Source organism: Vibrio sp. SNU_ST1 (assembly GCF_030563405.1).
In the GTDB taxonomy this organism is placed as follows: Bacteria; Pseudomonadota; Gammaproteobacteria; order Enterobacterales; family Vibrionaceae; genus Vibrio.
Window position 1 is genome coordinate 232,522 of sequence record NZ_CP130748.1, and the last position, 23,741, is coordinate 256,262.

A 23,741-nucleotide genomic window follows, 5' to 3' on the forward strand; every position below is an offset into this window, starting at 1 on the left:
CTCAGATCGTTAAGCTTGGTCAGTGTTCTCTGCTGAATCAACAGTTTCAGTCTCAACTTCTTTACCCGCAATGTGCGCGAAAGGAGTGCCTAGAACGGTTTTCTCACCATTCTGCATAGTTTCGTCAAACTTGATTGCATCTTTAGCAAACAGGTTGATCACCGTTGAACCAAGCTTGAAGCGACCCATCTCTTCGCCTTTCTTCAAGATAATAGATTTATCACCTTGTGCTGGGTAATCCCACTTGTAAACCGAGTTACCGCGAGGTGGCGTGATGGTGCCAGCCCATACTTGCTCGATGCTACCTACGATAGTTGCACCAACCAGCACTTGTGCCATTGGGCCAAATTCAGTATCGAAGATACACACCACACGCTCATTACGTGCGAATAGGTTTGGAACGTTCTCTGCCGTTAACGGGTTAACTGAGAACAGGTCTCCGGGAACATAGATCATCTGGCGTAGTGTGCCGTCGCATGGCATGTGCACACGGTGGTAATCACTTGGAGATAGGTAAAGCGTTGCGAATTCACCGTCTTTAAACTCATCGGCTAGTGCTGCATCACCACCAAGCAACTCTCGTGCTGAGTAGTTGTGATTTTTAGCTTGAATAAGTTGACCATCAGTAATTGGGCCAAATTGGCTTACGCGAGCATCAGCGGGGTGAACAATCACAGACTCGCCTTCTGCGATAGGGCGCATGCCTTCTTTTAATTCACGCACGAAGAATTCATTGAATGTCTTAAAGTGTTTTGGATCGCTATGCAGAGCTTCATCCATGTTCACTTTGTATTGCTTGATGAACCAGTTGATGATCGCTGTCGTTAAACCGCCCGCTTTAGCAGACGCCAGTTTACCAACTAAACGAGTCAGGCCATGTTGTGGGATCCAGTACTGCAATCCAACTTTAATCTTATCCATTGTATTAATTTTCCGATGCTAATTGTTTTTTGAGACTAATCGTTTTTCGATGCTAACTACTTTTCAATGTTATTTATCTTCAAAGAAAGCGAGTTAATGACTGTTTAGGGCGCGAGATGTTACTTAAAATCGCGGCAATTGTCAGTCATCGTCAGTAAATGCACATGTTTGTTCACAATAATGCGATTATAGATCCGCTTTCTTACTTCGCGAGTACTGACGGTTATCTTTGTTGTCAGCCATTGTTTCAATAATGCGATGGTAGCTAGCAAAACGTAAGCGGCTAATTTTTCCGTCTTCAACGGCTTCACGCAGAAGACATCCTGGGTCGTCATTGTGTTTACAGTCGCGGAACTTACAGCCACCTAGGTATGGCTTGAATTCAATGAAAGCATCTGTGACTTCATCGGGTTCTAAATGCCATAGGCCGAATTCACGTACCCCTGGGGAATCGATAAGATCACCACCAGAAGGGAAGTGATACAAACGCGCTGCTGTGGTGGTGTGTTGACCCAGTCCTGAGTTTTCAGAAACTGCGCCTTCTTCAATGTCCAATGTTGGCATCAGTGCATTCACTACGCTGGATTTACCTACGCCAGATTGACCAACGAAAATGTTGATGCGATCTTTCAGTTCAGCTTCCAACTCTTTGATGCCGTAACCCGACTCTTTACTCACGAACATGACTTTATAGCCGATTTTCTCGTATATCTTCAGTGTTTCGCGGTATTCGCTAATTTGTTGTTCTGTCAGCAAGTCGACTTTATTGAGTACAACTAAAGGGGCGATATTCACCGTTTCAGAGGCGATCAAGTAGCGGTCGATGATATTAAGTGATAACTCTGGTAGTACAGCTGAAACGATAACCATTTGGTCTACGTTTGCGGCAACCGGTTTTAGGCCGTCATAGTAGTCAGGGCGAGTTAGCATTGACGTTCTTGGTTCAACGGCTTCGACAACACCTGAGATGCCAGCCATTGACTCAAGCCCTGCGCGCCAAGTTACTCGGTCACCAGAAACTAAAGTCTCAATACTACGGCGTAAGTTACAACGGTGAACTTCGTTGGTTTCTAGATCTTCGATATCGGCATGTTGACCAAAGCGCGTAATCACGAGTCCGCTTTTTGTTCCGCCAAGCATGTTCTCGTCCCATTGGATAGAATCTTCTTTCTTGAGTCGCTTGTTCTGGTTGCTACGTACGCGACGTACCTGACCTTTGGTTAACTTCTTTTTTTTAGCCACAATTTTTCACTTAACACATCTAACTTGATGATTGGGAACTCAAACAGGATGTTGCTACTGCCATATGATTTCGATGGCTCTAAAGCTAGTTTGAGTATAGTTATTTGGGTATAGTACCTCTTTTATACATAAACAAATAGGCGACGCCTTATGTCCTTTAGCGATCAGAACCTTATTTGGGTTGATCTCGAGATGACAGGACTTGATCCTGAAACTCATAAAATCATTGAAATTGCTACTATCGTTACTGATAGTGAGCTTAATATCCTGGCTGAAGGACCTGTTTTGGCTATTCACCAACCTCAGAGTGAATTGGACAAGATGGATGAGTGGTGCACAACGACTCACACCGGTAGTGGCCTAGTGAAACGAATTCAAGACAGTACAGTTTCAGAGCAAGATGCCATTCAACAAACGATTGAGTTTCTGGAAAAATGGGTACCAAAAGGTAAGTCACCAATTTGTGGCAACAGCATTGGTCAAGATCGCCGATTCTTATACAAGCACATGCCAGAGCTGGAAGAGTACTTCCACTACCGCTATGTTGATGTTAGCACCCTGAAAGAGCTGACTCGCCGTTGGAAACCTGAAGTGTTAGATGGTTTTTCTAAGTCGGGAAGCCACCTTGCATTAGACGATATTCGAGAGTCTATTGCTGAGCTGCAGTACTATCGAAAAACGATTATTAACATCTAATCAGATCAAATGTTCACGTTTATCTAACTTTTCAGGGACATAAGAGCTATTTTTTTTGCAAATATGTGTGCTTTTACAGCAGTTGAGTAAAAACTTGCTGATTTTTGCATTAAGGACTTGCATCACAAAAAAATGCTCTTATAATTCGCAGCCCTGAACGGCGAAAGACGTTTTCAGTTTGCGATACTAGCTCAGTTGGTAGAGCGCAACCTTGCCAAGGTTGAGGTCATCGGTTCGAACCCGATGTATCGCTCCAAATTCTCTCTTTTTTAGAGAACAGTTTCATTGTCTTAAACAATGCATACGGACGCGGGATGGAGCAGTTTGGTAGCTCGTCGGGCTCATAACCCGAAGGTCGTCGGTTCAAATCCGGCTCCCGCAACCACATTACAGTTAAACGTTGATTTGATGCTTTGCAGCAGAAAAGATGAACGGTTAGCTTATGCGATACTAGCTCAGTTGGTAGAGCGCAACCTTGCCAAGGTTGAGGTCATCGGTTCGAACCCGATGTATCGCTCCAAATTAGTCTCCTAGAGATAAAGACTCATTGACTTAAACAATGCATCCGGACGCGGGATGGAGCAGTTTGGTAGCTCGTCGGGCTCATAACCCGAAGGTCGTCGGTTCAAATCCGGCTCCCGCAACCACATTACAGTTGAACGTTGATTTGATGCTTTGTAGCAGAAAAGATGAACGGTTAGCTTATGCGATACTAGCTCAGTTGGTAGAGCGCAACCTTGCCAAGGTTGAGGTCATCGGTTCGAACCCGATGTATCGCTCCAAATTAGTCTCCTAGAGACAAAGACTCATTGACTTAAACAATGCATCCGGACGCGGGATGGAGCAGTTTGGTAGCTCGTCGGGCTCATAACCCGAAGGTCGTCGGTTCAAATCCGGCTCCCGCAACCACATTACAGTTGAACGTTGATTTGATGCTTTGTAGCAGAAAAGATGAACGGTTAGCTTATGCGATACTAGCTCAGTTGGTAGAGCGCAACCTTGCCAAGGTTGAGGTCATCGGTTCGAACCCGATGTATCGCTCCAAATTAGTCTCCTAGAGACAAAGACTCATTGACTTAAACAATGCATCCGGACGCGGGATGGAGCAGTTTGGTAGCTCGTCGGGCTCATAACCCGAAGGTCGTCGGTTCAAATCCGGCTCCCGCAACCACATTACAGTTAAACGTTGATTTGATGCTTTGCAGCAGAAAAGATGAACGGTTAGCTTATGCGATACTAGCTCAGTTGGTAGAGCGCAACCTTGCCAAGGTTGAGGTCATCGGTTCGAACCCGATGTATCGCTCCAAATTAGTCTCCTAGAGACAAAGACTCATTGACTTAAACAATGCATCCGGACGCGGGATGGAGCAGTTTGGTAGCTCGTCGGGCTCATAACCCGAAGGTCGTCGGTTCAAATCCGGCTCCCGCAACCACATTACAGTTGAACGTTGATTTGATGCTTTGTAGCAGAAAAGATGAACGGTTAGCTTATGCGATACTAGCTCAGTTGGTAGAGCGCAACCTTGCCAAGGTTGAGGTCATCGGTTCGAACCCGATGTATCGCTCCAATTTAAAGACTCATTGACTTAAACAATGCATCCGGACGCGGGATGGAGCAGTTTGGTAGCTCGTCGGGCTCATAACCCGAAGGTCGTCGGTTCAAATCCGGCTCCCGCAACCACATTACAGTTGAACGTTGATTTGATGCTTTGTAGCAGAAAAGATGAACGGTTAGCTTATGCGATACTAGCTCAGTTGGTAGAGCGCAACCTTGCCAAGGTTGAGGTCATCGGTTCGAACCCGATGTATCGCTCCAATTTAAAGACTCATTGACTTAAACAATGCATCCGGACGCGGGATGGAGCAGTTTGGTAGCTCGTCGGGCTCATAACCCGAAGGTCGTCGGTTCAAATCCGGCTCCCGCAACCACATTACAGTTGAACGTTGATTTGATGCTTTGCAGCAGAAAAGATGAACGGTTAGCTTATGCGATACTAGCTCAGTTGGTAGAGCGCAACCTTGCCAAGGTTGAGGTCATCGGTTCGAACCCGATGTATCGCTCCAGTTTACTTTTCATGGTAAACAAAACTCTTTAAACCACAGTGTTTAAAGACGACCTTACCGGTCACGCTCTTTCTTTAATGCTGCGAAGCATAATCCCCCCAAAAAGCAAATAATCCTCCATTATGGTGGATATTTTTTTTGTCTTAAATTTTTGTTAGCAACAAGAATGCTAGTAAACATCAGGTCTCTGAAGTGGATACTTGAGGTTTTTCACATCTATAAACAGAGTTATCCACAAAGTATCAAGTGTGGATAACTTGGTTGATAAAGTTATTTCAGACCCAATTCTTTACATTTCTCTAAAAGATCTTTCTTGTTTTCAGTATATTAGCTGAATTGCGCCGATCGTAACTCATTGTTTTTTATCAGGTTGAATGCTTGCCTTGAATTTGATAAAAGATCGTTAACTTGTTGTTTTTTGATCTTAATCATTTATCGGTACTGTGTTTAACTTTACGTGGGTGTCGGAAGTTTACGAAAGTTCTGAATTTTTTCCACATTGTTAGAATTGAGAACAAGGTCAAACATTGTTCGAAAATTATGTGCAACGAGTTGTGTTGTATGGTGGTTTTTTGGTGTGGGTTGGCTTGCCAATCATTGATGCCTAAGGGGCTAGGCGTCTCTTGGTAGCCCTTTCTCAACGATGCGTATTAGCCTGTGTTTTTTGGTGAGGATTTTGCTGCTATTTTTTTGCACACAACTATTTTTCTGCGTAGAGCTATCTTCTTGCATGCTGCTAGCATTGGGTAACTGTTGTAGTTGTTTATTTAAAGCCCACTCAATATGCACATCCAGCATTTCGTTTTTGCCTCGATGAGATTCTAGTGTTTCAACAATGCGTTGTTGAAATGGCGCATTGCCCATAGCAACAAAGATATTGCGTAACCATTGGGTGTGTCCAATACGTCTTATCGCTGAGCCTTCCATCTTCTTTAGGAAGGTAGCTTCATCCCAACTTGAAAGTGAAACTAGGTCTGCCTCTCGGAAGTCTTCTCTGCGGTGGAAGTCTGTTTGCTCAGTGAGTTCGGCATGGCGGTTCCACGGGCAAACTAACTGACAGTCATCGCAACCGTAAATACGATTACCAATTGCGTCTCTAAACTCTTCCGGGATCACACCATCATATTCAATGGTTAAGTACGAGATACATTTTCGAGCATCCACTACGCCATCAGCAATAATGGCGCCAGTTGGACAAGAGGTGATACATGCGGTGCATTTACCGCACTCATCGACACTGGGTTCATCTGTTGGAAGAGGAATGTTAACTAACAATTCTCCTAGGAAGAACCAAGAGCCAGCGTCTTTATCAAGAATTAATGAGTGTTTACCTGTCCAGCCCAACCCTGCTTTTTGAGCGAGCGGTCGTTCCAAAATGGGCGCTGAATCCACGAAAGGACGTGAGTCTAAACCTTCGACTTCCTTCTCGATTCTTTGTCCCAGCTTTTTCAACTGGTTGCGGAACAATTTGTGATAATCGCGGCCTAAAGAATAACGACTGATATAACCTTGAGTGGTATCGCTTAGGTTAGAGGCAAACTGCGCTTCTGGTGGTAGATAGTTCATTCGGGCGCTGATCACTCGAATGGTGCCTGGGTGAAGTTCATTGGGACGAGCACGCATCATCCCATGTCGAGCCATCCAATCCATTTCGCCGTGGTTGCCAGCATCTAGCCATGCTTGAAGAGGGGCTTCATGTTCACTTAAATCAACATCGCAGATGCCAACTTTTTGAAAGCCTAGTTCTTTTCCCCAGATTTTAATTTTTTCAGCAAGATGGTCTAGATTCATGGCTTAATTCTTATTTTCTCTGTTTTACAATTAGAGATAAGGCTAATTAAAATTAGGTTCGGCAAAAATGGGGGCGGATCTTAACGGATCTTAGTGGTATTGACCAGAACAGACGTGTTTTGATCAGTATTTTTCATAGAACTTACACTTGAGTGCTTGTCTCCCAAAAGCATCACGGTTTACTATTCTTGTTCTTTTGATTTTTATATAGTCAACGATCGATTTTTAGAGAACGTATTCATGAGCACTAAACAATTTACTTTGAAAGATGAACAAGCAACGATTCAATTAGGAACGGAGCTTTCTAATCTTTGCTCACAGCAGACAACTATTTATCTACATGGTGATCTTGGCGCAGGTAAAACGACCTTCAGTCGTGGTTTTGTAAAAGCACTTGGCCATCAAGGAAATGTAAAGAGCCCAACGTATACTCTAGTTGAACCTTATCAACTTGCCGATTGGCAGGTGTACCATTTTGATCTTTATCGCCTAGCCGATCCTGAAGAATTAGAGTTTATGGGAATTCGTGACTACTTCACGCCGGATGCTATCTGTTTGGTTGAATGGCCAGAGAAAGGTTATGGAATGCTACCAGAAGCAGATTTGGATATTGATATTCGTTACCAAGACGATCACCGTATTGTTTCTTTAACCGCTAACAGTGAATACGGACAGCGCTTACTTAGTCAGTTGGAGTTATGTTGATTTCTAGACGCCTTATTTCAGCAGTAGCCATGATGGCTGCTGTTTTTTCTATACTGTTTTCTTCACTTGTTTCTGCAAACTCACTAAAGAGTTTAAGGGTTTGGCCTTCTCCAGAAGAAACTCGTGTGGTTATCGATTTAAAATCAGAAGCGGATTTCAGCTATTTCACCCTGAGTAGCCCGAGTCGCTTGGTTGTTGATTTAAAAAAGACCAACCTTGCAACTAAGTTACCGGTCGTGGTGAAAGACAGCCCCGTTCTATCTAAGATTCGCAAAAGCTCACCGCCAGACAAAAACACGTATCGCTTGGTTTTTGAGTTAAAGAAGTCGTCTAAAGCAGAGTTGTTTAAACTCAGTCCGACTCCTGGTGGTCAGTACGGACATCGCTTGGTGATCGACTTGCCTCATGGTGCGGCAAGTAAAGGCAAAGCAACATCAACGCCGAGTAAGCCAACAGTGAGTAAGAACCTCAATCAAGTTAAGCGTCAGCGTGATGTTCTGATTGTGATTGACCCAGGTCACGGTGGTGAAGATCCTGGTTCCATTGGCCCATCTCGTAAATATGAGAAGAATGCGACTCTTAGTATTTCGAAAAAGATCGCTGCGCAGTTAAATGCAGTTCCAGGAATCAAAACGCGTTTAACACGTAATGCTGATTACTTTGTAAACCTGAACAGACGTGTTGCAATTGCTCGTGAGAACGAAGCACACCTCTTGATCTCTATTCACGCCGATGCCTTTACGACGCCTCAACCAAGAGGTGGTTCGGTGTTCGTGTTGAATACTCGACGGGCAAATACTGAGATTTCCCGTTGGATTGAGAACAAAGAGAAACAGTCAGAGTTGCTGGGCGGCAGCGGTGCTGCGTTTACTGGCAATATTGCAGATAAAAACGTCAACCAAACCCTGCTTGATTTGCAGTTTAGCCACTCTCAAAAAGAGGGCTATAAACTGGCAACGACTATTCTCTCTGAAATGGGTAAGGTCGCAAAACTGCATAACAGTAAGCCGATTAACACCAGCTTGGCAGTGTTACGTTCACCACAAATTCCATCGGTACTTGTAGAAACGGGCTTTATTTCGAATCCGACCGAAGAGAAGCTTCTTTTCCAACGTTCGCATCAAGACAAACTTGCGCGAGCTGTGACCAAAGCGGTCGTTAAATATTTGAAAGCGAATCCACCAGAAGGGATTATTATTTCTAACGCGGCGGCATCTTCTAACTCTACCAGTCAGCACAAAGTACAGCGTGGTGAATCATTGTCTGTGATTGCGAAGAGGTACGGCACGTCTACACAAGCATTAGTGAAGTTGAATGGTTTGAAGTCGACGAGCTTAGCGGTAGGGCAAATTCTAAAAATTCCAAGTTCGGGTTCACAAGCGGCGGCCACAACAAGCCGTAAAACGGTGACACACACGGTTAAGCCTGGAGAGTACTTAGGCAAGATAGCTAGCCGTTACAAAGTATCGGTAGCAAGCATTAAACGTGAGAACCGCTTGAAATCAGAAACCGTGAGAGTAGGCCAAAAGTTACGTATTACGGTTGAAGTAAAAGATATACCTCTACGTAAACATAAAGTCGCAAGAGGCGATTATCTTGGCAAGATTGCCTCGAAATATGGCGTGAGCGTCAACAGTATCCGCCAAGCAAACAAACTACGTTCCGATGAGTTGGCCATTGGCCAAGTGCTGATTATTCCGCACAAATAGTTGGCTAATGTTGAAGTAATGTTTAGAACATAGAAGCAATCTCAAACGCGAGAAGTGCTTCTATAAATGGCAGTAAGGTAGCTATACATATGACGATCAAAATACTGCCAGCTCGGCTAGCTAACCAAATCGCAGCGGGTGAAGTGGTAGAAAGACCTGCTTCTGTTGTGAAAGAGTTGGTTGAGAACAGTTTGGATTCTGGTGCGACACGTATCGATATCGATATAGAGAAAGGTGGCGCTAAGATGATCCGCGTTCGTGACAACGGCAAGGGCATTGTTAAAGATGAGCTTGCCTTGGCATTAAGCCGTCATGCTACCTCTAAAATTCATACTCTTGATGACCTTGAAGCGATCGTCAGCCTAGGTTTCCGAGGTGAAGCACTGGCGAGTATTAGTTCTGTTGCGCGTCTAACTATGACTTCACGCCCTACGACTCAGGATCAAGCTTGGGCTGCACATAGTGAAGGTCGTGATATGCAGGTGAAACTGCAGCCAGCAGCGCATCCCATTGGCACCTCGGTTGAGGTATTGGATCTGTTCTTCAATACTCCGGCACGACGTAAATTCTTACGCACCGAGAAAACCGAATTCACGCATATCGATGAGCTGCTTAAACGCATTGCATTGAGCCGTTTTGATGTGACGATTAACCTTCGTCATAACGGTAAAATGATTCGTCAGTACCGCGCTGCAAAAACACAAGTTCAAGCCGAAAAGCGCATCGCAGCAGTATGTGGCAATCCTTTTGTTCGCCATATGCTTAAGATCGAACTTGAGCATCAAGGCTTAAAACTTCATGGCTGGATCACCACGCCTGAAGGAGCAAGACAACAAAGCGATCTGCAATACTGTTATGTGAATGGTCGTATGATGCGTGACAAGCTGATCAATCATGCGATTCGTCAAAGCTACGAAACTAGCTTGCGCCCCGACCAATTCGCGACGTATGTGTTGTTCATTGAGCTAGACCCACATCAGGTGGACGTGAATGTTCATCCTGCAAAACATGAAGTGCGTTTTCATCAAGCCCGCCTTGTACACGACTTTATCTACCAAGCCTTGAGCGATGGCTTAGCCCAAAGCAAACAAATTGATGCAGCACCGATCAAGCAGTCTGCGTTTCATCAGTCAGAAGTGATACATCATCAGCAAGATAGCGTGAATTCTGGTATCGGAGAGATTGCCAGTTTCTCAGAGCTTGAAAGCACAATGCCGAGCAGTTCAGAACAACCTCAAGTATCTGATAGTGAAAGATATGCTATTGAGCAAACGCCAGCCTACCCAAGAAAAGCAGACTCTGAGCACGCTTACGATCAACCTCAACACAGCGTTAATGATGGTGGGCAACATTATAGCTCGCCAGCTAATCGAGGTTCATCGCCTAGCAGAGGCTCGTCGGATCGCGAAACCAGTTTTACCGGTTCGCCTCGCCAAGAGTGGATAGAGTCTCGACCTGAACCTAAAAAAGAAAAAGAGCCGCACCAACATCATGGTGAACCTGCTCCATCTAAGCGAGAAGTGAAGGCCTATAAAGAGCTTCTGAAAACTCCAGGTTTTGATGACCAAGTTGTAGAACCATTCTCACCTCAAGACCATGTGGTACCAGTAGAAACCAGAGACAACATAGAAAATAAAGAAGCTAAGCCTGCTCAACAGAATCCTGTTCATTTAAAGCCAAGAGTACCTGTGACGGACTTGGGCAAAGCGGTCTCGATTGTGGAGCGTCAGTATTTGGTGATGGGTAATAAGAACGGCAGTGTGTTGGTTTCTTTGGCTAAGGCTGAGTTATTGCGTGTTGTTGGCCAGCTTGATACGCGTGATGGCGCGTTAAAGAGCCAACCATTATTAGTGCCTTTATCCATCAAATTAGGCGCTGATTTAGTCAGTGTCGCTAAGGCGCTAAGTCCAATGCTGTCTGTGCTTGGTATCGAGCTTAAAGCTAGGAATAACGAAGCGATAATGGTGATGGGAGTGCCTTCTCCTTTGAGGCAGCAAAACTTACAAATTTTGATCCCAGATCTGTTATCGTACGCGGCTTCAATAAACGCTCAGGCCTCGGAAACTCAAGGTCATAGCTTTTCTAGCGATACGTTACCATTACTGGTTAACTGGATCGGGATTCAGACAGCACAAGTAAAAAACGACTACACTTTATCTGAAGCGGTTCAACTAGTTGGGGAACTTGAGCAACTTTGGCATGGTCTACTTCCATTAGATGATCCCGAATTTGTTAATCCTATCGACTTTTCTGCAACCATCGCTGCTTTTATGGCTTAGTTTGTAGGTGAATTTTCACAGCTGAGTCTTAGATAAATTAAGCTTATTTACGGCTTCGGCTGTTTACGATTTAACTGTTGTGATGAGGCTTTTCTTAGTAGACAAGTGTATCGCGACATGAAGCCTTTTAATTAAGTGCTCTAACAGAGAAATAAATACAAAATATCATGACTGAAAAATTACCTTTAGCGTTGTTTTTAATGGGCCCAACGGCATCAGGAAAAACAGATTTAGCTATCCGCTTGCGTCAGAAATACCCGGTAGAGATCATCAGTGTCGATTCGGCGCTAATCTACAAAGACATGGATATTGGTACTGCTAAGCCGGATGCAGGAGAGCTCGCGCTCGCGCCTCATCGTTTGATTGATATTCTCGATCCAAGCGAAGCGTATTCTGCGGCTGACTTTCGTCGTGATGCGATCAGTGAAATGAATAAGATTGTAGCGGAAGGTAAAATCCCGCTACTTGTTGGTGGCACAATGCTTTACTACAAGGCATTGTTGGAAGGTTTATCGCCATTACCCGCCGCGGATCAAGAGATTCGTAAGCAGATTGAAGCGGAGTCTATTGAACAGGGTTGGCAGGCATTGCATGATCAATTAAGAGAGATAGATCCCGTATCCGCTGAAAGAATACACCCAAATGATCCACAAAGGCTTTCAAGGGCATTGGAAGTTTACCGAATTTCGGGTAAAACATTAACAGAGCTAACTCAAACGAAAGGCGATAGCCTGCCATTTCGTGTAAAACAATTTGCAATAGCTCCCAAGGAAAGGAAAGAACTCCATCGCCGCATTGAGCTGCGTTTCGAGAAGATGATAGAAGCGGGATTTGAAGATGAAATGAAAGCGTTGTACGCCAGAGAAGATCTTCACCCTGAACTGCCATCGATCCGATGCGTTGGTTATAGGCAGATGTGGGATTATTTAGATGGGAATTGCGATTTAGACGAAGCGGTTTTCCGTGGTGTCTGCGCAACCCGTCAATTGGCCAAGCGACAAATCACCTGGTTACGCAGTTGGGATGATTTAACTTGGTTGGATAGCGAAAACATTGAACAGGCGTTAGAAACTCTTTCAGATGCAATAGCATCTAATTAGTATTGCTGTGTATAATGTGATCGCTTTTGCGTGAATATACTCTGGAAAGGATCAGTTGTTGAGGCTTTTAAAAATCACAGCCTTTCAATAACAACGGAGTTTTTTTATTCGTTTAGCTCAGATGCAAAGGCCGCACCTTTTTGTGCACCACTAGCTAAATAATTACAACAAAATATAAATAAGGAAAATAAAATGGCTAAGGGGCAATCGCTACAAGACCCATTCCTAAATGCACTCCGTCGTGAGCGCATTCCAGTCTCTATCTATCTTGTTAACGGCATCAAGCTGCAAGGTCAGATCGAGTCTTTCGATCAATTCGTGATCTTATTGAAGAACACAGTAAATCAAATGGTTTACAAGCATGCGATTTCTACTGTGGTTCCTGCTCGTGCAGTTAGTCACCACAGCGGCGAGCAACAACGCGCGCCATCTGATCGTCCTGAGAAGACTGAAGATTAATCGTTCAATTGATACAGCTTGCGCTGTAATAAGGAGTTGGTTGCTTGTTTGACCGTTATGAATCCGGCGAGCGAGCCGTACTTGTTCATATCAACTTCACGCAAGAGGGAGAATGGGAAGACCTGAGCGAATGTGAAATGCTGGTCTCCTCAGCGGGGGTAGAAACGCTACAAGTGATTACTGGTAGCCGACAATCCCCACTCCCTAAATACTACGTTGGAGAAGGTAAAGCCCTAGAAATCGCACAAGCTGTTCAGCTAACCGGTGCTGAAATTGTGATTTTTAACCACTCCCTCTCTCCTGCCCAAGAGCGAAACCTCGAGCAATTGTGTAAATGTCGTGTGATAGATCGCACGGGTTTGATCTTAGATATCTTTGCACAACGAGCGCGAACTCATGAAGGTAAGCTACAAGTTGAGCTCGCTCAGCTTCGTCATATCTCTACTCGATTGATTCGTGGTTGGACTCACCTTGAAAGGCAGAAAGGTGGTATTGGTCTTCGTGGTCCAGGTGAAACTCAACTGGAAACCGATCGACGTTTGTTGCGTGACCGTATAAAGGCAATATTACGTCGTTTAGCGAAAGTCGCTAAGCAGCGTGAACAAGGACGACGTGCTCGTAATCGAGCTGAAATCCCAACAATTTCTTTGGTTGGTTATACCAACGCGGGGAAATCAACACTTTTCAATCGCATCACAAGTGCTGGTGTTTATGCGGCAGACCAACTGTTTGCAACCTTAGACCCAACACTACGTAAGATTGATTTGGCAGATGTCGGGCCTGCAATTCTCGCAGATACCGTAGGTTTTATCCGTCATCTACCACACGACTTGGTCGCTGCGTTCAAGGCTACGTTACAAGAGACGCAGGAAGCTGACATTTTGTTACATGTTGTTGATGCCAGTGATGACCGCTTTCGTGAGAACATTCAGGCTGTTCATGAAGTATTAGAAGAAATCGATGCTCATGAAGTGCCAACCCTTGTGGTCATGAATAAAATTGACTGCATGGAAGACCAAAAACCTCGAATTGAAAGAGACGAAGAGGGCGCACCTCGCGCTGTTTGGGTTTCTGCAATGGAAGGAGAAGGCATTGAACTGCTGTTTGAAGCTTTAACTGAGCGTTTAGCAAGTCAAATGGTTCAATTCCGATTGTGTATTCCACATCAACATCAAGGCCGTATTCGTAGCTTATTCTTTGAGATGAAATGTATTCAACAAGAAGAGTATGATGAAAGTGGTAACTTGTTGATAGATATCCGAATGCAACAAATAGATTGGTCTAAACTTGAAAAAAGAGAAGGGGCGCTCTTAGGTGACTTTATCGTTACCAAAGAGACTGCTACAGTATAACGTCATATCAAATGATGGAGCTTTCTAATGGCGTGGAATGAGCCTGGAAATAACAACAACGGCGATAATAACGGCCGCGATAACGACCCTTGGGGTAAGAACAATAATCGCGGCGGCCGAGATCAAGGACCGCCAGACTTAGACGAAGTGTTTAGTAAACTAAGTCAAAAGTTAGGTGGCAAGTTTGGTAAAAAAGGTGGCAACGGTAACGGGCCATCTATTGGTGGTGGCGGTGCGATTGGCTTTGGTGTCATTGCTGTCATTGCGATTGCTATCTGGTTCTTCGCTGGTTTCTATACCGTTGGCGAAGCAGAAAGAGCAGTAGTACTTCGACTGGGTCAGTTCGACCGTATCGAGGAACCTGGTCTTAACTGGCACCCACGCTTTATCGATGAAATCAAAGATGAGCAACTGGTAAACGTTCAAGCGATTCGTTCTCTACGTGCTGCTGGCACCATGCTAACGAAAGATGAAAACGTTGTGACCGTTGAAATGGGTGTTCAATACCGTGTTTCTGATCCATACAAATACTTGTATCGTGTAACGAATGCAGACGACAGTTTACGCCAAGCAACCGATTCTGCGCTTCGTGCGGTAATTGGTGACTCACTAATGGATAGTATCTTGACAAGTGGTCGTCAGCAGATTCGTCAAAGCACTCAAGAAACGTTGAACCGTATTATTGATAGCTACGACATGGGTATTCTGATTGTTGACGTGAACTTCCAGTCAGCACGTCCACCAGAGCAAGTGAAAGATGCATTTGATGATGCTATCGCGGCTCGTGAGGATGAAGAGCGTTTTGAACGTGAAGCTGAAGCTTACCGAAATGACATTCTTCCAAAAGCAACAGGTCGTGCTGAGCGTTTGAAGAAAGAAGCGGTGGGTTACTCAGAGCGCACAGTTAATGGTGCTCTAGGTCAAGTAGCTCAGTTCGAGAAACTGCTACCTGAATACCAAGCCGCTCCTGAAGTGACACGTAACCGTATGTACCTTGATACAATGGAAAAAGTGTACTCAAGCACATCGAAAGTCCTGATTGATTCTGAATCAAGCGGTAACTTGCTATACCTACCAATTGATAAGCTAGGCGCACAAGGTGGTTCTCAGTCGGGCAATCGCCCTGCAAAAACATCATCAACTTACGATCAAATTGAGTTAGAAACTCAAGCAGATCCAAAGTCTAGCACTCAAACTCGTTCAGACAGTTCACGTCAAGGGAGATACTAATAATGCGTAAATTAATGATCCCTGTATTAGTTGTGACGATTGCCCTTCTATTGATGTCACTATTTGTGATTCAAGAAGGCGAACGTGGCATGGTAATTCGTTTTGGTCGAGTTCTCGATGACAACGGCGTATCACGAATTTATGAACCAGGCTTGCACTTTAAACTGCCTATGTTTGATCGCGTAAAAGTACTTGATGCTCGTATTCAAACGATGGATGGTCGTTCTGACCGTTTCGTAACATCAGAGAAAAAAGACGTTCTAATTGATACCTACGCAAAATGGCGTATTGCTGATTTTGGACGTTTTTATCTGAGTACCGGCGGCGGCAATATCATGACGGCAGAAGCACTTCTTGAGCGTAAAGTGACAGATGTTCTTCGTTCTGAAATTGGTTCTCGTGAAATTAAGCAGATCGTGTCAGGCCCTCGTAATAAGGACATCCTGCCAGACTCTGCTGATAGCGAAGTTGTCACAACGGTAGCGGCTGCAGAAGCTCTAGAAGTTGATGGCGAACGCGATAAGATCATGGAAAACGTTTTGTCTGGAACGGCAGAAAGTGCGATGGCTGATTTAGGTGTTGAAGTCGTTGATTTCCGAATGAAGAAGATTAACCTTCCTGACGAAATCAGTGAATCTATCTACCGCCGTATGCGTGCAGAACGTGAGTCGGTTGCTCGTAGACACCGTTCACAAGGTCGTGAGAAAGCAGAAGTTATCCGTGCTCAAGCTGAGCTAGAAGTCGCGACTGTTCTTGCTGAAGCTGACCGTACTGCTCGAGTGACTCGTGGTGATGCTGATGCAGAAGCAGCGAAGATCTACTCTGATGCATTTAGCAAAGACCCTGAGTTCTATGGCTTCATGCGTTCACTGCAAGCTTATGAGACATCATTTAGCGATAAGAGCGACATTCTAGTACTGGATCCGAAGACTGACTTCTTCCAATACATGAATCAAGCAAGCGGTGCTCCAGCAAAATAAGCGGATTCGTTAATTCATTAAATTAGCGAAGTACCTAAAAATCAAAAGGCTCCCATAATGGGAGCCTTTTTGTTTTCTATTCGTTGAAGATTGAAGATTGAAGATTGAAGATTGAAGATTGCAGGTTGACCATTGAATCTTCGAGGGAAGCTGTAGTGACAGCTCCGTACTTTGAGAAAACCTAACGGTAGGTCATGAAGGCGATAACGGCACCAGCGACCACAAGACAACCGCCAATACGGCGCAGTTGCGTGTTTGGTTGCTCGCTCAGTTGCGCGACCATGTTTCTCCAGCCATTGGGTGCAATCAAGGGGCCGAGCCCTTCAACGATAAGAACGAGCCCAATAGCGAGCCAAATTGATTGAGACATGGTTCTGCCTTTTGTCTATAAAATGCAATGATATCAGCATCTTTACACATTCGCCCTCAGTTATCGCTGGTTTATTTTTGTACAGCGTTAACGTTTATGAACAAAAAGTGACTGCAAGAAGTGTGATTCAGTGCTAGAATCCATTTTTAATTAGCAACAGAAATTGGAAAGATGGGAAATAACGTAGTCGTTCTAGGCACCCAATGGGGTGATGAAGGTAAAGGTAAAATCGTTGACCTTTTAACTGAAGATGCAAAATACGTGGTTCGCTACCAAGGCGGTCACAATGCAGGTCACACACTTGTAATTGACGGTGAAAAAACCGTTCTTCACTTAATTCCATCAGGCATCCTACGCAATAACGTTAAATGTGTTATTGGTAACGGTGTTGTATTATCGCCTGACGCACTTCTTAAAGAGATGAAACCTCTTGAAGAACGCGGTATCCCAGTGCGTGAGCGTCTTTTCATCTCTGAAGCTTGTCCTCTAATTCTTCCGTACCATATTGCTATCGACAACGCGCGTGAAATCGCTCGTGGCGCTAAAGCTATCGGTACAACAGGTCGTGGTATCGGTCCTGCTTATGAAGATAAAGTTGCTCGTCGCGGTCTACGCGTTGGCGACCTTTTCGATAAAGAAGCATTTGCTGAGAAGCTAAAAGAAGTTATGGAATTCCACAACTTCCAACTAGAGCACTTCTACAAAGCTGAAACAGTAAGCTACGAAGATGTACTTGAGCAAGCGATGAGCTACGCAGACATGTTAACTGCGATGGTTATCGACGTAACTGACGAACTAGACGCAGCACGTAAGCGCGGCGACAAGATTATGTTTGAAGGTGCTCAAGGTACGCTACTAGATATCGACCACGGTACTTACCCATACGTAACGTCTTCTAACACGACTGCTGGTGGTGTTGCTGCAGGTTCTGGTTTCGGTCCTCGTCACATCGGTTACATCCTTGGTATTACTAAGGCTTACTGTACTCGTGTTGGTTCAGGTCCATTCCCAACTGAGCTATACGATGGCCTTGAGAAGCAAGACCCAGTCGGTAAGCACCTAGGCGATGTTGGTCACGAGTTTGGCGCAACGACTGGTCGTCTACGTCGTACAGGTTGGTTCGATGCTGTTGCTATGCGTCGTGCAATCCAAATCAACTCTCTATCTGGTATGTGTCTAACTAAACTAGACGTTCTAGATGGCCTAGAAGAACTAAAAATCTGTACTGGTTACAAGATGAAAGATGGTTCTATTCTAGAAGTTTCTCCAATGGCTGCTGAGTCATTCGAAGAAGCGACGCCAATCTACGAAACAATGCCTGGTTGGTCTGAAAACACATTTGGTGCTAAATCTATCGACGCGCTTCCACAAGCTGCTCTAGATTACATCAAGCGTATCGAAGACCTAACTGGCGTTCCAATTGATATCGTATCAACTGGCCCAGATCGTAACGAAACTATCATCAAGGTTCACCCATACGGCGCGTAATGCCCGCAGAGTGATTACCACAGCACGAACAGTACTTTGATACTTAAAGTGCTTTGATAATTAAATAGTTTTCTAAAAGCCGACTTTATTAAGTCGGCTTTTTAATACCTGCAATTTGAAAACGAAGCTTTCTGTGATGATCTTTTGAACACCATATGGCAAAATATTGCCCATTAGCGGCAAGTTTTGTCTAAAGCCGTCAGGGTTATTGCCGATACAGATATCATGGAAAGTGAAGTTCACCCTATTTTGGTATGTGTAGAAATCATCTGCTGCCCTCAATAGATAGCTTTAATGACAGATAATAGAGTGCAGATATGAAGCTACGAATTGTAGCAGCTTCATTGATAGTGGCGCTGAGCTCACCCTTGAGTCATGCAGATTTGGCTGATGTGGGAGAGCCCGTTCCAATATATACAGAAGCTGAACTGATTAATTTAATAGAGAATAACCAACACCTAGAGCGAGTGAAAGCTGATAAGTGCCAGTTAGTTGAAGATATCGTTGCTCGTGCAACGCGTATTAGCTTGCCTTCTTATGAGTTTTTATACGGTGACATGTTGGCTTGGGGTGTGTGTGTTCCACAAGATGTAGAGCTTGGTCTTTACTATATGGAAAATGCGGCGCATCAAGGTTTACCTGCTGCGCTAGAACAGCTAGGTCGTTATTACTCTCGTGGTACCTTAGTTCAACAAGACAAAGAGCGTGCGATCCCGTATTTACGTGAAGCTGCCTCTATGGGTAATTTAAGTGCAAGCATCCACTTAGCAGAACTCTTGTTACGTGACTATGGTAGCCCATTGGATTACGAAGATGCTTACCGTTGGCTGTATAATTCGGTAACGGCAGATCAAAGGCAGCACAAACGTATTACTGTGCTTCGTAGCGGCTTAGAACAGAGAATGCCAGACAATATTATCGCTCGAGCAAAACGCCGTGATGTCTTCTGGTAAGATCGAATCGTGATTTTGAGTAGATGATTAATGACTGCACTCATTACTCATCTATCTCGTATTAAAAAAGGCCTCGCTGGTGAATATCAGCGAGGCCTTTTTGATCTTAACTGCTTTTGGATTTAACTGTGGCCTTGATTTTACGAGAGCACAGCGCTCCGCCTTACTGGTTATTGAACAACTTCACCAGATTCAATTACCGTCTTACGAACGACTTTGGTGAAATCGAGAGCTTCTTGGCGAATTTGATCTTCATCGACCGTTAGCATGTCGCGATCTTGCATGATGATCTTGCCATCAACGATGGTGTGACGAACGTTACCCGAGTTAGCTGAGTAAACTAATGCTGAGTATGGGTTGTACACAGGAACCATGTTTGGCGCCTTGGTGTCGATCACTATGATGTCGGCTAGTTTACCTGCTTCAAGAGAACCGATCTTATTTTCCATGTGTAGCGCTTTTGCCGCGCCCATTGTCGCCATGTCGATCACTTTGATCGGCGGCATTGCAGCACGATCTTTATTAACTAGCTTGTGAACCTTAGCGACTTGGTTGAACTCATCAATAGTGCTCAGTGTGTTACCAGACATTGGGCCATCAGTACCTAAACCGATACGTACATTTTCGTCATACATCTTAAGCGCAGGTGATACGCCTTTTGCCGACTTGATGTTGGCACTCATGTTATGAGCCACACCCATATCTGATTTTTTCACAAGATCGATATCATGATCGTCTACTAGGATCATGTGTGCGCCAACTAAGTTTTTGTTTAGTGCACCAATGCTGTCCATGTATTGAACCGGAGATAAACCTTCAGCTCGCTTTGCAATTTTTTCTTCTTCACGATGAGATTCAGCTAAGTGAATCATTACTGGAACATCAAGTTCTAGAGAAAGCTTTGCTACTTTTTGAAGGACTTCTGTTGTGTTTGTGTAAGGGGCGTGAGGAGCAAATGCAGGTGTAATACGCGGGTGATCTTTATATTCTTCAATGAAGTTTAAAGCGTATTTAATACCTTCTTCCGCGTTTGCTGCATCAGCCACTGGGAATTTGATTACTGTTTCGCCCAATACTGCGCGCATACCAATTTTATCAACAGTTTTAGCCACTTCGTCTTCAAAGTAGTACATATCAGCGTAAGTGGTTACGCCACCTTTTACCATTTCAACGTTACCTAGGTTAGCGCCTATACGAACCATATCGCGAGATACTAACTTAGCTTCAAGTGGGAAGATGTAGCGGTGCAAGCGATCAGGCACATCATCGGCCAACGAACGGAAAACCGTCATGGATACGTGAGTATGAGTATTGATGAGACCTGGCATTACGATATCGCCATCAACGTCTAGCACTTGTTTAGCTTGATACTGCTTCTCTAGCGAAGCATCGCCAACCGCAATGATCTTGTTGTCTTTGACGACAACAGTGCCGCTCTCGTAAACCGTTTTCTCTTGGTTCATGGTTAGAACCATGGCATCGGTTATCATCAGGTCAGCTTTTTCCATTGCTGAACTTGCAAATGGAAATAGAGCTAGGCTTGCCATCGCTGAAGCCAATAGGGTGCGTTTTAGTTTCATATCAATACTCAGAACAGGTGTTGGTAAAGTGCGTGGATAATAGTGTATTTCATTCATGGCGCAAACGTTTGTTTTATCGTTTGCTTGAGATTTTGATGATAGTCCGCGTCTATGAAGTGATGTTTCACAAAGTGAAGATATGTATCAATCTTAGGTTATTTTAGGCTTTTCCAAAGCATATCTGTAGCTTACCTCTAGCATCAGATATACTAGGGGTAATATACCTTCCTTGCTTAAGCAGGCCCGCCTATGTCAAAAAACACACCAATGTCAGAAAACACGACAGCGACAACCACTGTTGATCCTTTTGCCGACCGAGAGTCGAAAAATTACGAAAACCCAGTACCAAGCCGTGAGTTCATTATTTCGTTTCTAACAGACGCGAATATTCCTATGAACCGCAACGATCTATTCGAAGCTTTGGGTTTGGCTGGAGAGGAACAATATGAAGGGCTGCGTCGTCGTTTACGTGCAATGGAACGTGATGGACAGCTTATCTTTACTCGTCGTCAGTGTTACGCATTGCCTGAGAAGATGGAATTGATTAAAGGCTTTGTGATTGGTCATAAAGACGGTCATGGTTGGGTACGCCCAGACGGCAGTGTGGGTAAAGACAATGATATCGTGCTGCCGCATCATCAGATGAAAACCATCATGCACGGTGATTACGTATTGGTTCAGCCAACTGACAACAGTAAGCGTGGCCGTCGTGAAGGCCGTTTGGTTCGTGTGCTTGAAGAGCGTAAAACGCCACTTGTTGGTCGCTTCTTCCTAGAGTACGGCCATTCTTATGTGGTTGCTGATGATTCGCGTATTAGTCACGACATCCAGATCCCAACTGAGCATAAAGGCGGTGCTCGAATGGGTAATGTGGTTGTGATTGAAATTACGGACCGCGGTGGTCGTTCTCGTAACATGATGGGTAAAGTGACCGAAGTTCTTGGTGAGAATATGGCTCCGGGTATGGAAACGCAGATCGCGATCCGTACTCACCAGATCCCACAAGAGTGGCCTGAAGCGGTAGATAAGCAAATCGAAAATCTTGGTGAGCATGTTCCTGAAGAAGCAAAAGAAGGACGTGTTGATCTACGCAAACTCCCATTGGTTACCATTGATGGCGAAGATGCGCGTGACTTCGATGATGCGGTTTACTGTGAAGCGAAGAAAGGCGGCGGCTGGCGCCTATGGGTAGCGATTGCTGACGTAAGTTACTACGTTCGCCCAGAGACAGCGCTAGACAAGGAAGCGATTAACCGTGGTAACTCGGTATACTTCCCATCACAAGTTGTCCCAATGCTGCCAGAAGTACTTTCAAATGGTTTGTGTTCATTGAACCCTCAAGTCGACCGTTTGTGTATGGTGTGTGAGATGACTATCTCAGACAAAGGTAAACTGTCAGGCTACAAGCACTATGAAGCAGTCATGAATTCTCATGCTCGTCTTACTTATAACAAAGTAGGCGCGATCTTAGATGGCAATGAAGAGTTACGTGAACGTTACGAACCAGAAGTACCACATCTTGAAGAGCTTCATAAGATGTATAAGGTGCTTAAGAAAACGCGTGACGAACGTGGTGCGATTGAATTTGAAACGGTAGAAACTAAGTTTATCTTCAATGCGGATCGTAAGATCGACCGTATTGAGCCAGTAATCCGTAACGATGCACACAAGATCATCGAAGAATGTATGATTCTTGCGAATATCGCATCGGCATCTTACGTAGAAAAAGCGAAAGAGCCTGCTCTATACCGTGTTCACGATACTCCGGGTGAAGAGCGCTTAATGGGCTTCAAGAGCTTCTTAAGTGAATTAGGTTTAACACTGGAAGGTGGCCTGTCGCCATCTCCGGTAGACTATGCACAACTGATGCAGCAGATTAACGAACGTGAAGACCGTGAGTTAATCCAAACTATGCTGCTGCGCTCAATGAAACAAGCGGTATACAACGCGGATAACGCGGGTCACTTTGGTCTAGCTCTTAAGCGCTATGCTCACTTTACCTCGCCAATTCGTCGTTACCCAGATTTACTATTGCACCGTGCGATTAAGTACCTTATTGCGAAAGAAGAAGGCCGTAACAGCGAACGTTGGACGCCAACCGGTGGTTACCATTACACTTTCGATGATATGGATTTCTACGGCGAGCAGTGTTCAATGACTGAGCGTCGTGCTGATGACGCTACACGTGAAGTGAACGACTGGCTGAAATGTGAATACATGCAAGACCATGTTGGCGAAGTGATGGATGGCGTGATTGCCAACGTAACTGGCTTCGGCTTCTTTGTGCGTCTAACGGAACTGCACATCGATGGTCTGGTACATATCTCAGCGCTAGCGAATGACTACTACCAATTTGATGCTGTTGGTCAGCGTCTGGTTGGTGAAAGTTCAGGCAATATCTACCGCTTGGGTGACTCGGTTAAAGTGAAGGTTTCGGCAGTTAACTTAGAAACTCGTCAAATCGACTTTGATTTAGAAGACACCGATCGTCAGCCGCGTGGTAAAGGTAAAACAGCCAAGAAGCGTGCTGCTGAAGCGATGAAAAAGGCGAAAAGCAAGAAGCGTTCAGCGGTGAAGAGTAATAAGCCGGGTGTACCTGCAACGCCTTTAGTTGAACCAACTAAACGACCAGACGGAAGTAGCGAAAGCTCAGCTAAGAAGAAAAATCCAGCGAATAAAACTGGTGCTGCTAAAGCTCGTGCGAAGAAAAAGCGCGCAGCAAGCCGTAAGCCAAAGGCTGATAAGTCTTAAGCTATCGTCATTACAGTGACTAGTAGGGCTTAAACGTCTAACGAATTTAAATGCGAGAGTATCAGGCGGAA

At 44.7% G+C, this 23,741-nt stretch carries 17 protein-coding genes and 15 tRNA genes; 27 read left to right on the plus strand and 5 right to left on the minus strand.

Annotated features, from left to right (window positions below):
• Positions 1–9 precede the first annotated feature (9 nt).
• A complete protein-coding gene (gene asd / locus Q5H80_RS01070; RefSeq protein ID WP_304566596.1) occupies positions 10–921 on the minus strand; it encodes an archaetidylserine decarboxylase in 912 nt (303 codons plus the stop codon).
• A gap of 186 nt (positions 922–1,107) precedes the next feature.
• Positions 1,108–2,163, minus strand: a complete 1,056-nt coding sequence (gene rsgA / locus Q5H80_RS01075; RefSeq protein WP_012603102.1) for a small ribosomal subunit biogenesis GTPase RsgA — start codon at positions 2,161–2,163, stop codon at positions 1,108–1,110.
• Between the two features lie 150 nt (positions 2,164–2,313).
• Between rsgA and orn the strand changes: the two genes are divergently transcribed.
• The 16 genes from orn to Q5H80_RS01155 all read left to right on the plus strand — a co-directional run bounded on the left by orn (position 2,314) and on the right by Q5H80_RS01155 (position 4,923).
• Positions 2,314–2,859 carry an oligoribonuclease gene (orn, locus tag Q5H80_RS01080; RefSeq protein WP_012603103.1) on the plus strand — a complete coding sequence of 182 codons (546 nt, stop codon included), beginning with the start codon at positions 2,314–2,316 and terminating at the stop codon, positions 2,857–2,859.
• 180 nt (positions 2,860–3,039) lie between these two features.
• Positions 3,040–3,115 (plus strand) — tRNA-Gly (locus Q5H80_RS01085).
• A 52-nt stretch (positions 3,116–3,167) separates the two neighbouring features.
• Positions 3,168–3,244: transfer RNA gene (locus Q5H80_RS01090), tRNA-Met, on the plus strand.
• Positions 3,245–3,303: 59 nt separating this feature from the next.
• Positions 3,304–3,379, plus strand: a tRNA-Gly gene (locus Q5H80_RS01095).
• Positions 3,380–3,429: 50 nt separating this feature from the next.
• Positions 3,430–3,506, plus strand: a tRNA-Met gene (locus tag Q5H80_RS01100).
• A 59-nt stretch (positions 3,507–3,565) separates the two neighbouring features.
• Positions 3,566–3,641, plus strand: a tRNA-Gly gene (locus tag Q5H80_RS01105).
• A 50-nt stretch (positions 3,642–3,691) separates the two neighbouring features.
• Positions 3,692–3,768, plus strand: a tRNA-Met gene (locus tag Q5H80_RS01110).
• Between the two features lie 59 nt (positions 3,769–3,827).
• Positions 3,828–3,903 (plus strand) — tRNA-Gly (locus Q5H80_RS01115).
• A 50-nt stretch (positions 3,904–3,953) separates the two neighbouring features.
• Positions 3,954–4,030 (plus strand) — tRNA-Met (locus tag Q5H80_RS01120).
• A gap of 59 nt (positions 4,031–4,089) precedes the next feature.
• A tRNA-Gly gene (locus Q5H80_RS01125) sits at positions 4,090–4,165 on the plus strand.
• Between the two features lie 50 nt (positions 4,166–4,215).
• A tRNA-Met gene (locus tag Q5H80_RS01130) sits at positions 4,216–4,292 on the plus strand.
• A gap of 59 nt (positions 4,293–4,351) precedes the next feature.
• A tRNA-Gly gene (locus tag Q5H80_RS01135) sits at positions 4,352–4,427 on the plus strand.
• Between the two features lie 36 nt (positions 4,428–4,463).
• Positions 4,464–4,540 (plus strand) — tRNA-Met (locus tag Q5H80_RS01140).
• A 59-nt stretch (positions 4,541–4,599) separates the two neighbouring features.
• Positions 4,600–4,675 (plus strand) — tRNA-Gly (locus Q5H80_RS01145).
• A gap of 36 nt (positions 4,676–4,711) precedes the next feature.
• Positions 4,712–4,788, plus strand: a tRNA-Met gene (locus Q5H80_RS01150).
• Between the two features lie 59 nt (positions 4,789–4,847).
• Positions 4,848–4,923 (plus strand) — tRNA-Gly (locus Q5H80_RS01155).
• A gap of 612 nt (positions 4,924–5,535) precedes the next feature.
• On the opposite strand, the gene queG is transcribed toward Q5H80_RS01155, so the two are convergent.
• Positions 5,536–6,714 carry a tRNA epoxyqueuosine(34) reductase QueG gene (gene queG / locus Q5H80_RS01160; protein WP_135385821.1) on the minus strand — a complete coding sequence of 393 codons (1,179 nt, stop codon included), beginning with the start codon at positions 6,712–6,714 and terminating at the stop codon, positions 5,536–5,538.
• A 240-nt stretch (positions 6,715–6,954) separates the two neighbouring features.
• Between queG and tsaE the strand changes: the two genes are divergently transcribed.
• The 8 genes from tsaE to hflC all read left to right on the plus strand — a co-directional run bounded on the left by tsaE (position 6,955) and on the right by hflC (position 16,528).
• Positions 6,955–7,419 carry a tRNA (adenosine(37)-N6)-threonylcarbamoyltransferase complex ATPase subunit type 1 TsaE gene (gene tsaE / locus Q5H80_RS01165; RefSeq protein WP_004735870.1) on the plus strand — a complete coding sequence of 155 codons (465 nt, stop codon included), beginning with the start codon at positions 6,955–6,957 and terminating at the stop codon, positions 7,417–7,419.
• On the plus strand, positions 7,413–9,128 hold the full coding sequence (locus Q5H80_RS01170) for an N-acetylmuramoyl-L-alanine amidase (protein ID WP_304566621.1): 1,716 nt from the start codon (positions 7,413–7,415) through the stop codon (positions 9,126–9,128). Before tsaE ends, Q5H80_RS01170 begins: the two co-directional genes overlap by 7 nt.
• A gap of 89 nt (positions 9,129–9,217) precedes the next feature.
• Positions 9,218–11,407 carry a DNA mismatch repair endonuclease MutL gene (gene mutL / locus Q5H80_RS01175; protein WP_304566623.1) on the plus strand — a complete coding sequence of 730 codons (2,190 nt, stop codon included), beginning with the start codon at positions 9,218–9,220 and terminating at the stop codon, positions 11,405–11,407.
• 167 nt (positions 11,408–11,574) lie between these two features.
• On the plus strand, positions 11,575–12,507 hold the full coding sequence (gene miaA, locus Q5H80_RS01180) for a tRNA (adenosine(37)-N6)-dimethylallyltransferase MiaA (RefSeq protein WP_304566625.1): 933 nt from the start codon (positions 11,575–11,577) through the stop codon (positions 12,505–12,507).
• Positions 12,508–12,699: 192 nt separating this feature from the next.
• Positions 12,700–12,966, plus strand: coding sequence for an RNA chaperone Hfq (hfq, locus tag Q5H80_RS01185; protein WP_004735866.1), 267 nt, complete (start codon positions 12,700–12,702; stop codon positions 12,964–12,966).
• Between the two features lie 44 nt (positions 12,967–13,010).
• Positions 13,011–14,318, plus strand: a complete 1,308-nt coding sequence (hflX, locus tag Q5H80_RS01190; RefSeq protein ID WP_304566628.1) for a ribosome rescue GTPase HflX — start codon at positions 13,011–13,013, stop codon at positions 14,316–14,318.
• A 27-nt stretch (positions 14,319–14,345) separates the two neighbouring features.
• Positions 14,346–15,548: an FtsH protease activity modulator HflK gene (gene hflK, locus Q5H80_RS01195; protein WP_304566629.1), complete on the plus strand. Its 1,203-nt coding sequence runs from the start codon at positions 14,346–14,348 to the stop codon at positions 15,546–15,548.
• 2 nt (positions 15,549–15,550) lie between these two features.
• Positions 15,551–16,528 (plus strand): protease modulator HflC, encoded by a 978-nt coding sequence (hflC, locus tag Q5H80_RS01200; RefSeq protein WP_009847883.1) that lies wholly within the window; start codon positions 15,551–15,553, stop codon positions 16,526–16,528.
• A 181-nt stretch (positions 16,529–16,709) separates the two neighbouring features.
• Here hflC and Q5H80_RS01205 read toward each other — a convergent pair whose 3' ends face one another.
• A complete protein-coding gene (locus Q5H80_RS01205) occupies positions 16,710–16,898 on the minus strand; it encodes a DUF2065 domain-containing protein (protein WP_304566631.1) in 189 nt (62 codons plus the stop codon).
• A 171-nt stretch (positions 16,899–17,069) separates the two neighbouring features.
• Here Q5H80_RS01205 and Q5H80_RS01210 point away from each other — a divergent pair, with 171 nt between their 5' ends.
• On the plus strand, positions 17,070–18,386 hold the full coding sequence (locus Q5H80_RS01210; RefSeq protein WP_304566632.1) for an adenylosuccinate synthase: 1,317 nt from the start codon (positions 17,070–17,072) through the stop codon (positions 18,384–18,386).
• A gap of 317 nt (positions 18,387–18,703) precedes the next feature.
• Positions 18,704–19,339: a tetratricopeptide repeat protein gene (locus tag Q5H80_RS01215; protein ID WP_304566633.1), complete on the plus strand. Its 636-nt coding sequence runs from the start codon at positions 18,704–18,706 to the stop codon at positions 19,337–19,339.
• A gap of 170 nt (positions 19,340–19,509) precedes the next feature.
• Here the strand turns inward: Q5H80_RS01215 and Q5H80_RS01220 are convergent, their stop codons facing one another.
• Complete coding sequence (locus Q5H80_RS01220; protein ID WP_304566634.1) at positions 19,510–20,919, minus strand: amidohydrolase; 1,410 nt, start codon at positions 20,917–20,919, stop codon at positions 19,510–19,512.
• Between the two features lie 249 nt (positions 20,920–21,168).
• Between Q5H80_RS01220 and rnr the strand changes: the two genes are divergently transcribed.
• Entirely contained in the window at positions 21,169–23,670 is a 2,502-nt protein-coding gene (rnr, locus tag Q5H80_RS01225) for a ribonuclease R (protein WP_304566636.1), read from the plus strand.
• Positions 23,671–23,741 lie beyond the last annotated feature (71 nt).

Excerpts from the sequence above, each read along its gene's own strand:
- hflK (WP_304566629.1), top strand. The coding sequence starts at position 14,346 with ATGGCGTGGAATGAGCCTGGAAATAACAACAACGGCGATAATAACGGC.
- rnr (WP_304566636.1), top strand. The coding sequence starts at position 21,169 with ATGTCAAAAAACACACCAATGTCAGAAAACACGACAGCGACAACCACT.
- mutL (WP_304566623.1), top strand. The coding sequence starts at position 9,218 with ATGACGATCAAAATACTGCCAGCTCGGCTAGCTAACCAAATCGCAGCG.
- hfq (WP_004735866.1), top strand. The coding sequence starts at position 12,700 with ATGGCTAAGGGGCAATCGCTACAAGACCCATTCCTAAATGCACTCCGT.
- miaA (WP_304566625.1), top strand. The coding sequence starts at position 11,575 with ATGACTGAAAAATTACCTTTAGCGTTGTTTTTAATGGGCCCAACGGCA.
- queG (WP_135385821.1), bottom strand. The coding sequence starts at position 6,714 with ATGAATCTAGACCATCTTGCTGAAAAAATTAAAATCTGGGGAAAAGAA.
- asd (WP_304566596.1), bottom strand. The coding sequence starts at position 921 with ATGGATAAGATTAAAGTTGGATTGCAGTACTGGATCCCACAACATGGC.
- Q5H80_RS01170 (WP_304566621.1), top strand. The coding sequence starts at position 7,413 with ATGTTGATTTCTAGACGCCTTATTTCAGCAGTAGCCATGATGGCTGCT.
- Q5H80_RS01205 (WP_304566631.1), bottom strand. The coding sequence starts at position 16,898 with ATGTCTCAATCAATTTGGCTCGCTATTGGGCTCGTTCTTATCGTTGAA.
- orn (WP_012603103.1), top strand. The coding sequence starts at position 2,314 with ATGTCCTTTAGCGATCAGAACCTTATTTGGGTTGATCTCGAGATGACA.
- Q5H80_RS01220 (WP_304566634.1), bottom strand. The coding sequence starts at position 20,919 with ATGAAACTAAAACGCACCCTATTGGCTTCAGCGATGGCAAGCCTAGCT.
- tsaE (WP_004735870.1), top strand. The coding sequence starts at position 6,955 with ATGAGCACTAAACAATTTACTTTGAAAGATGAACAAGCAACGATTCAA.
- hflC (WP_009847883.1), top strand. The coding sequence starts at position 15,551 with ATGCGTAAATTAATGATCCCTGTATTAGTTGTGACGATTGCCCTTCTA.
- Q5H80_RS01215 (WP_304566633.1), top strand. The coding sequence starts at position 18,704 with ATGAAGCTACGAATTGTAGCAGCTTCATTGATAGTGGCGCTGAGCTCA.
- Q5H80_RS01210 (WP_304566632.1), top strand. The coding sequence starts at position 17,070 with ATGGGAAATAACGTAGTCGTTCTAGGCACCCAATGGGGTGATGAAGGT.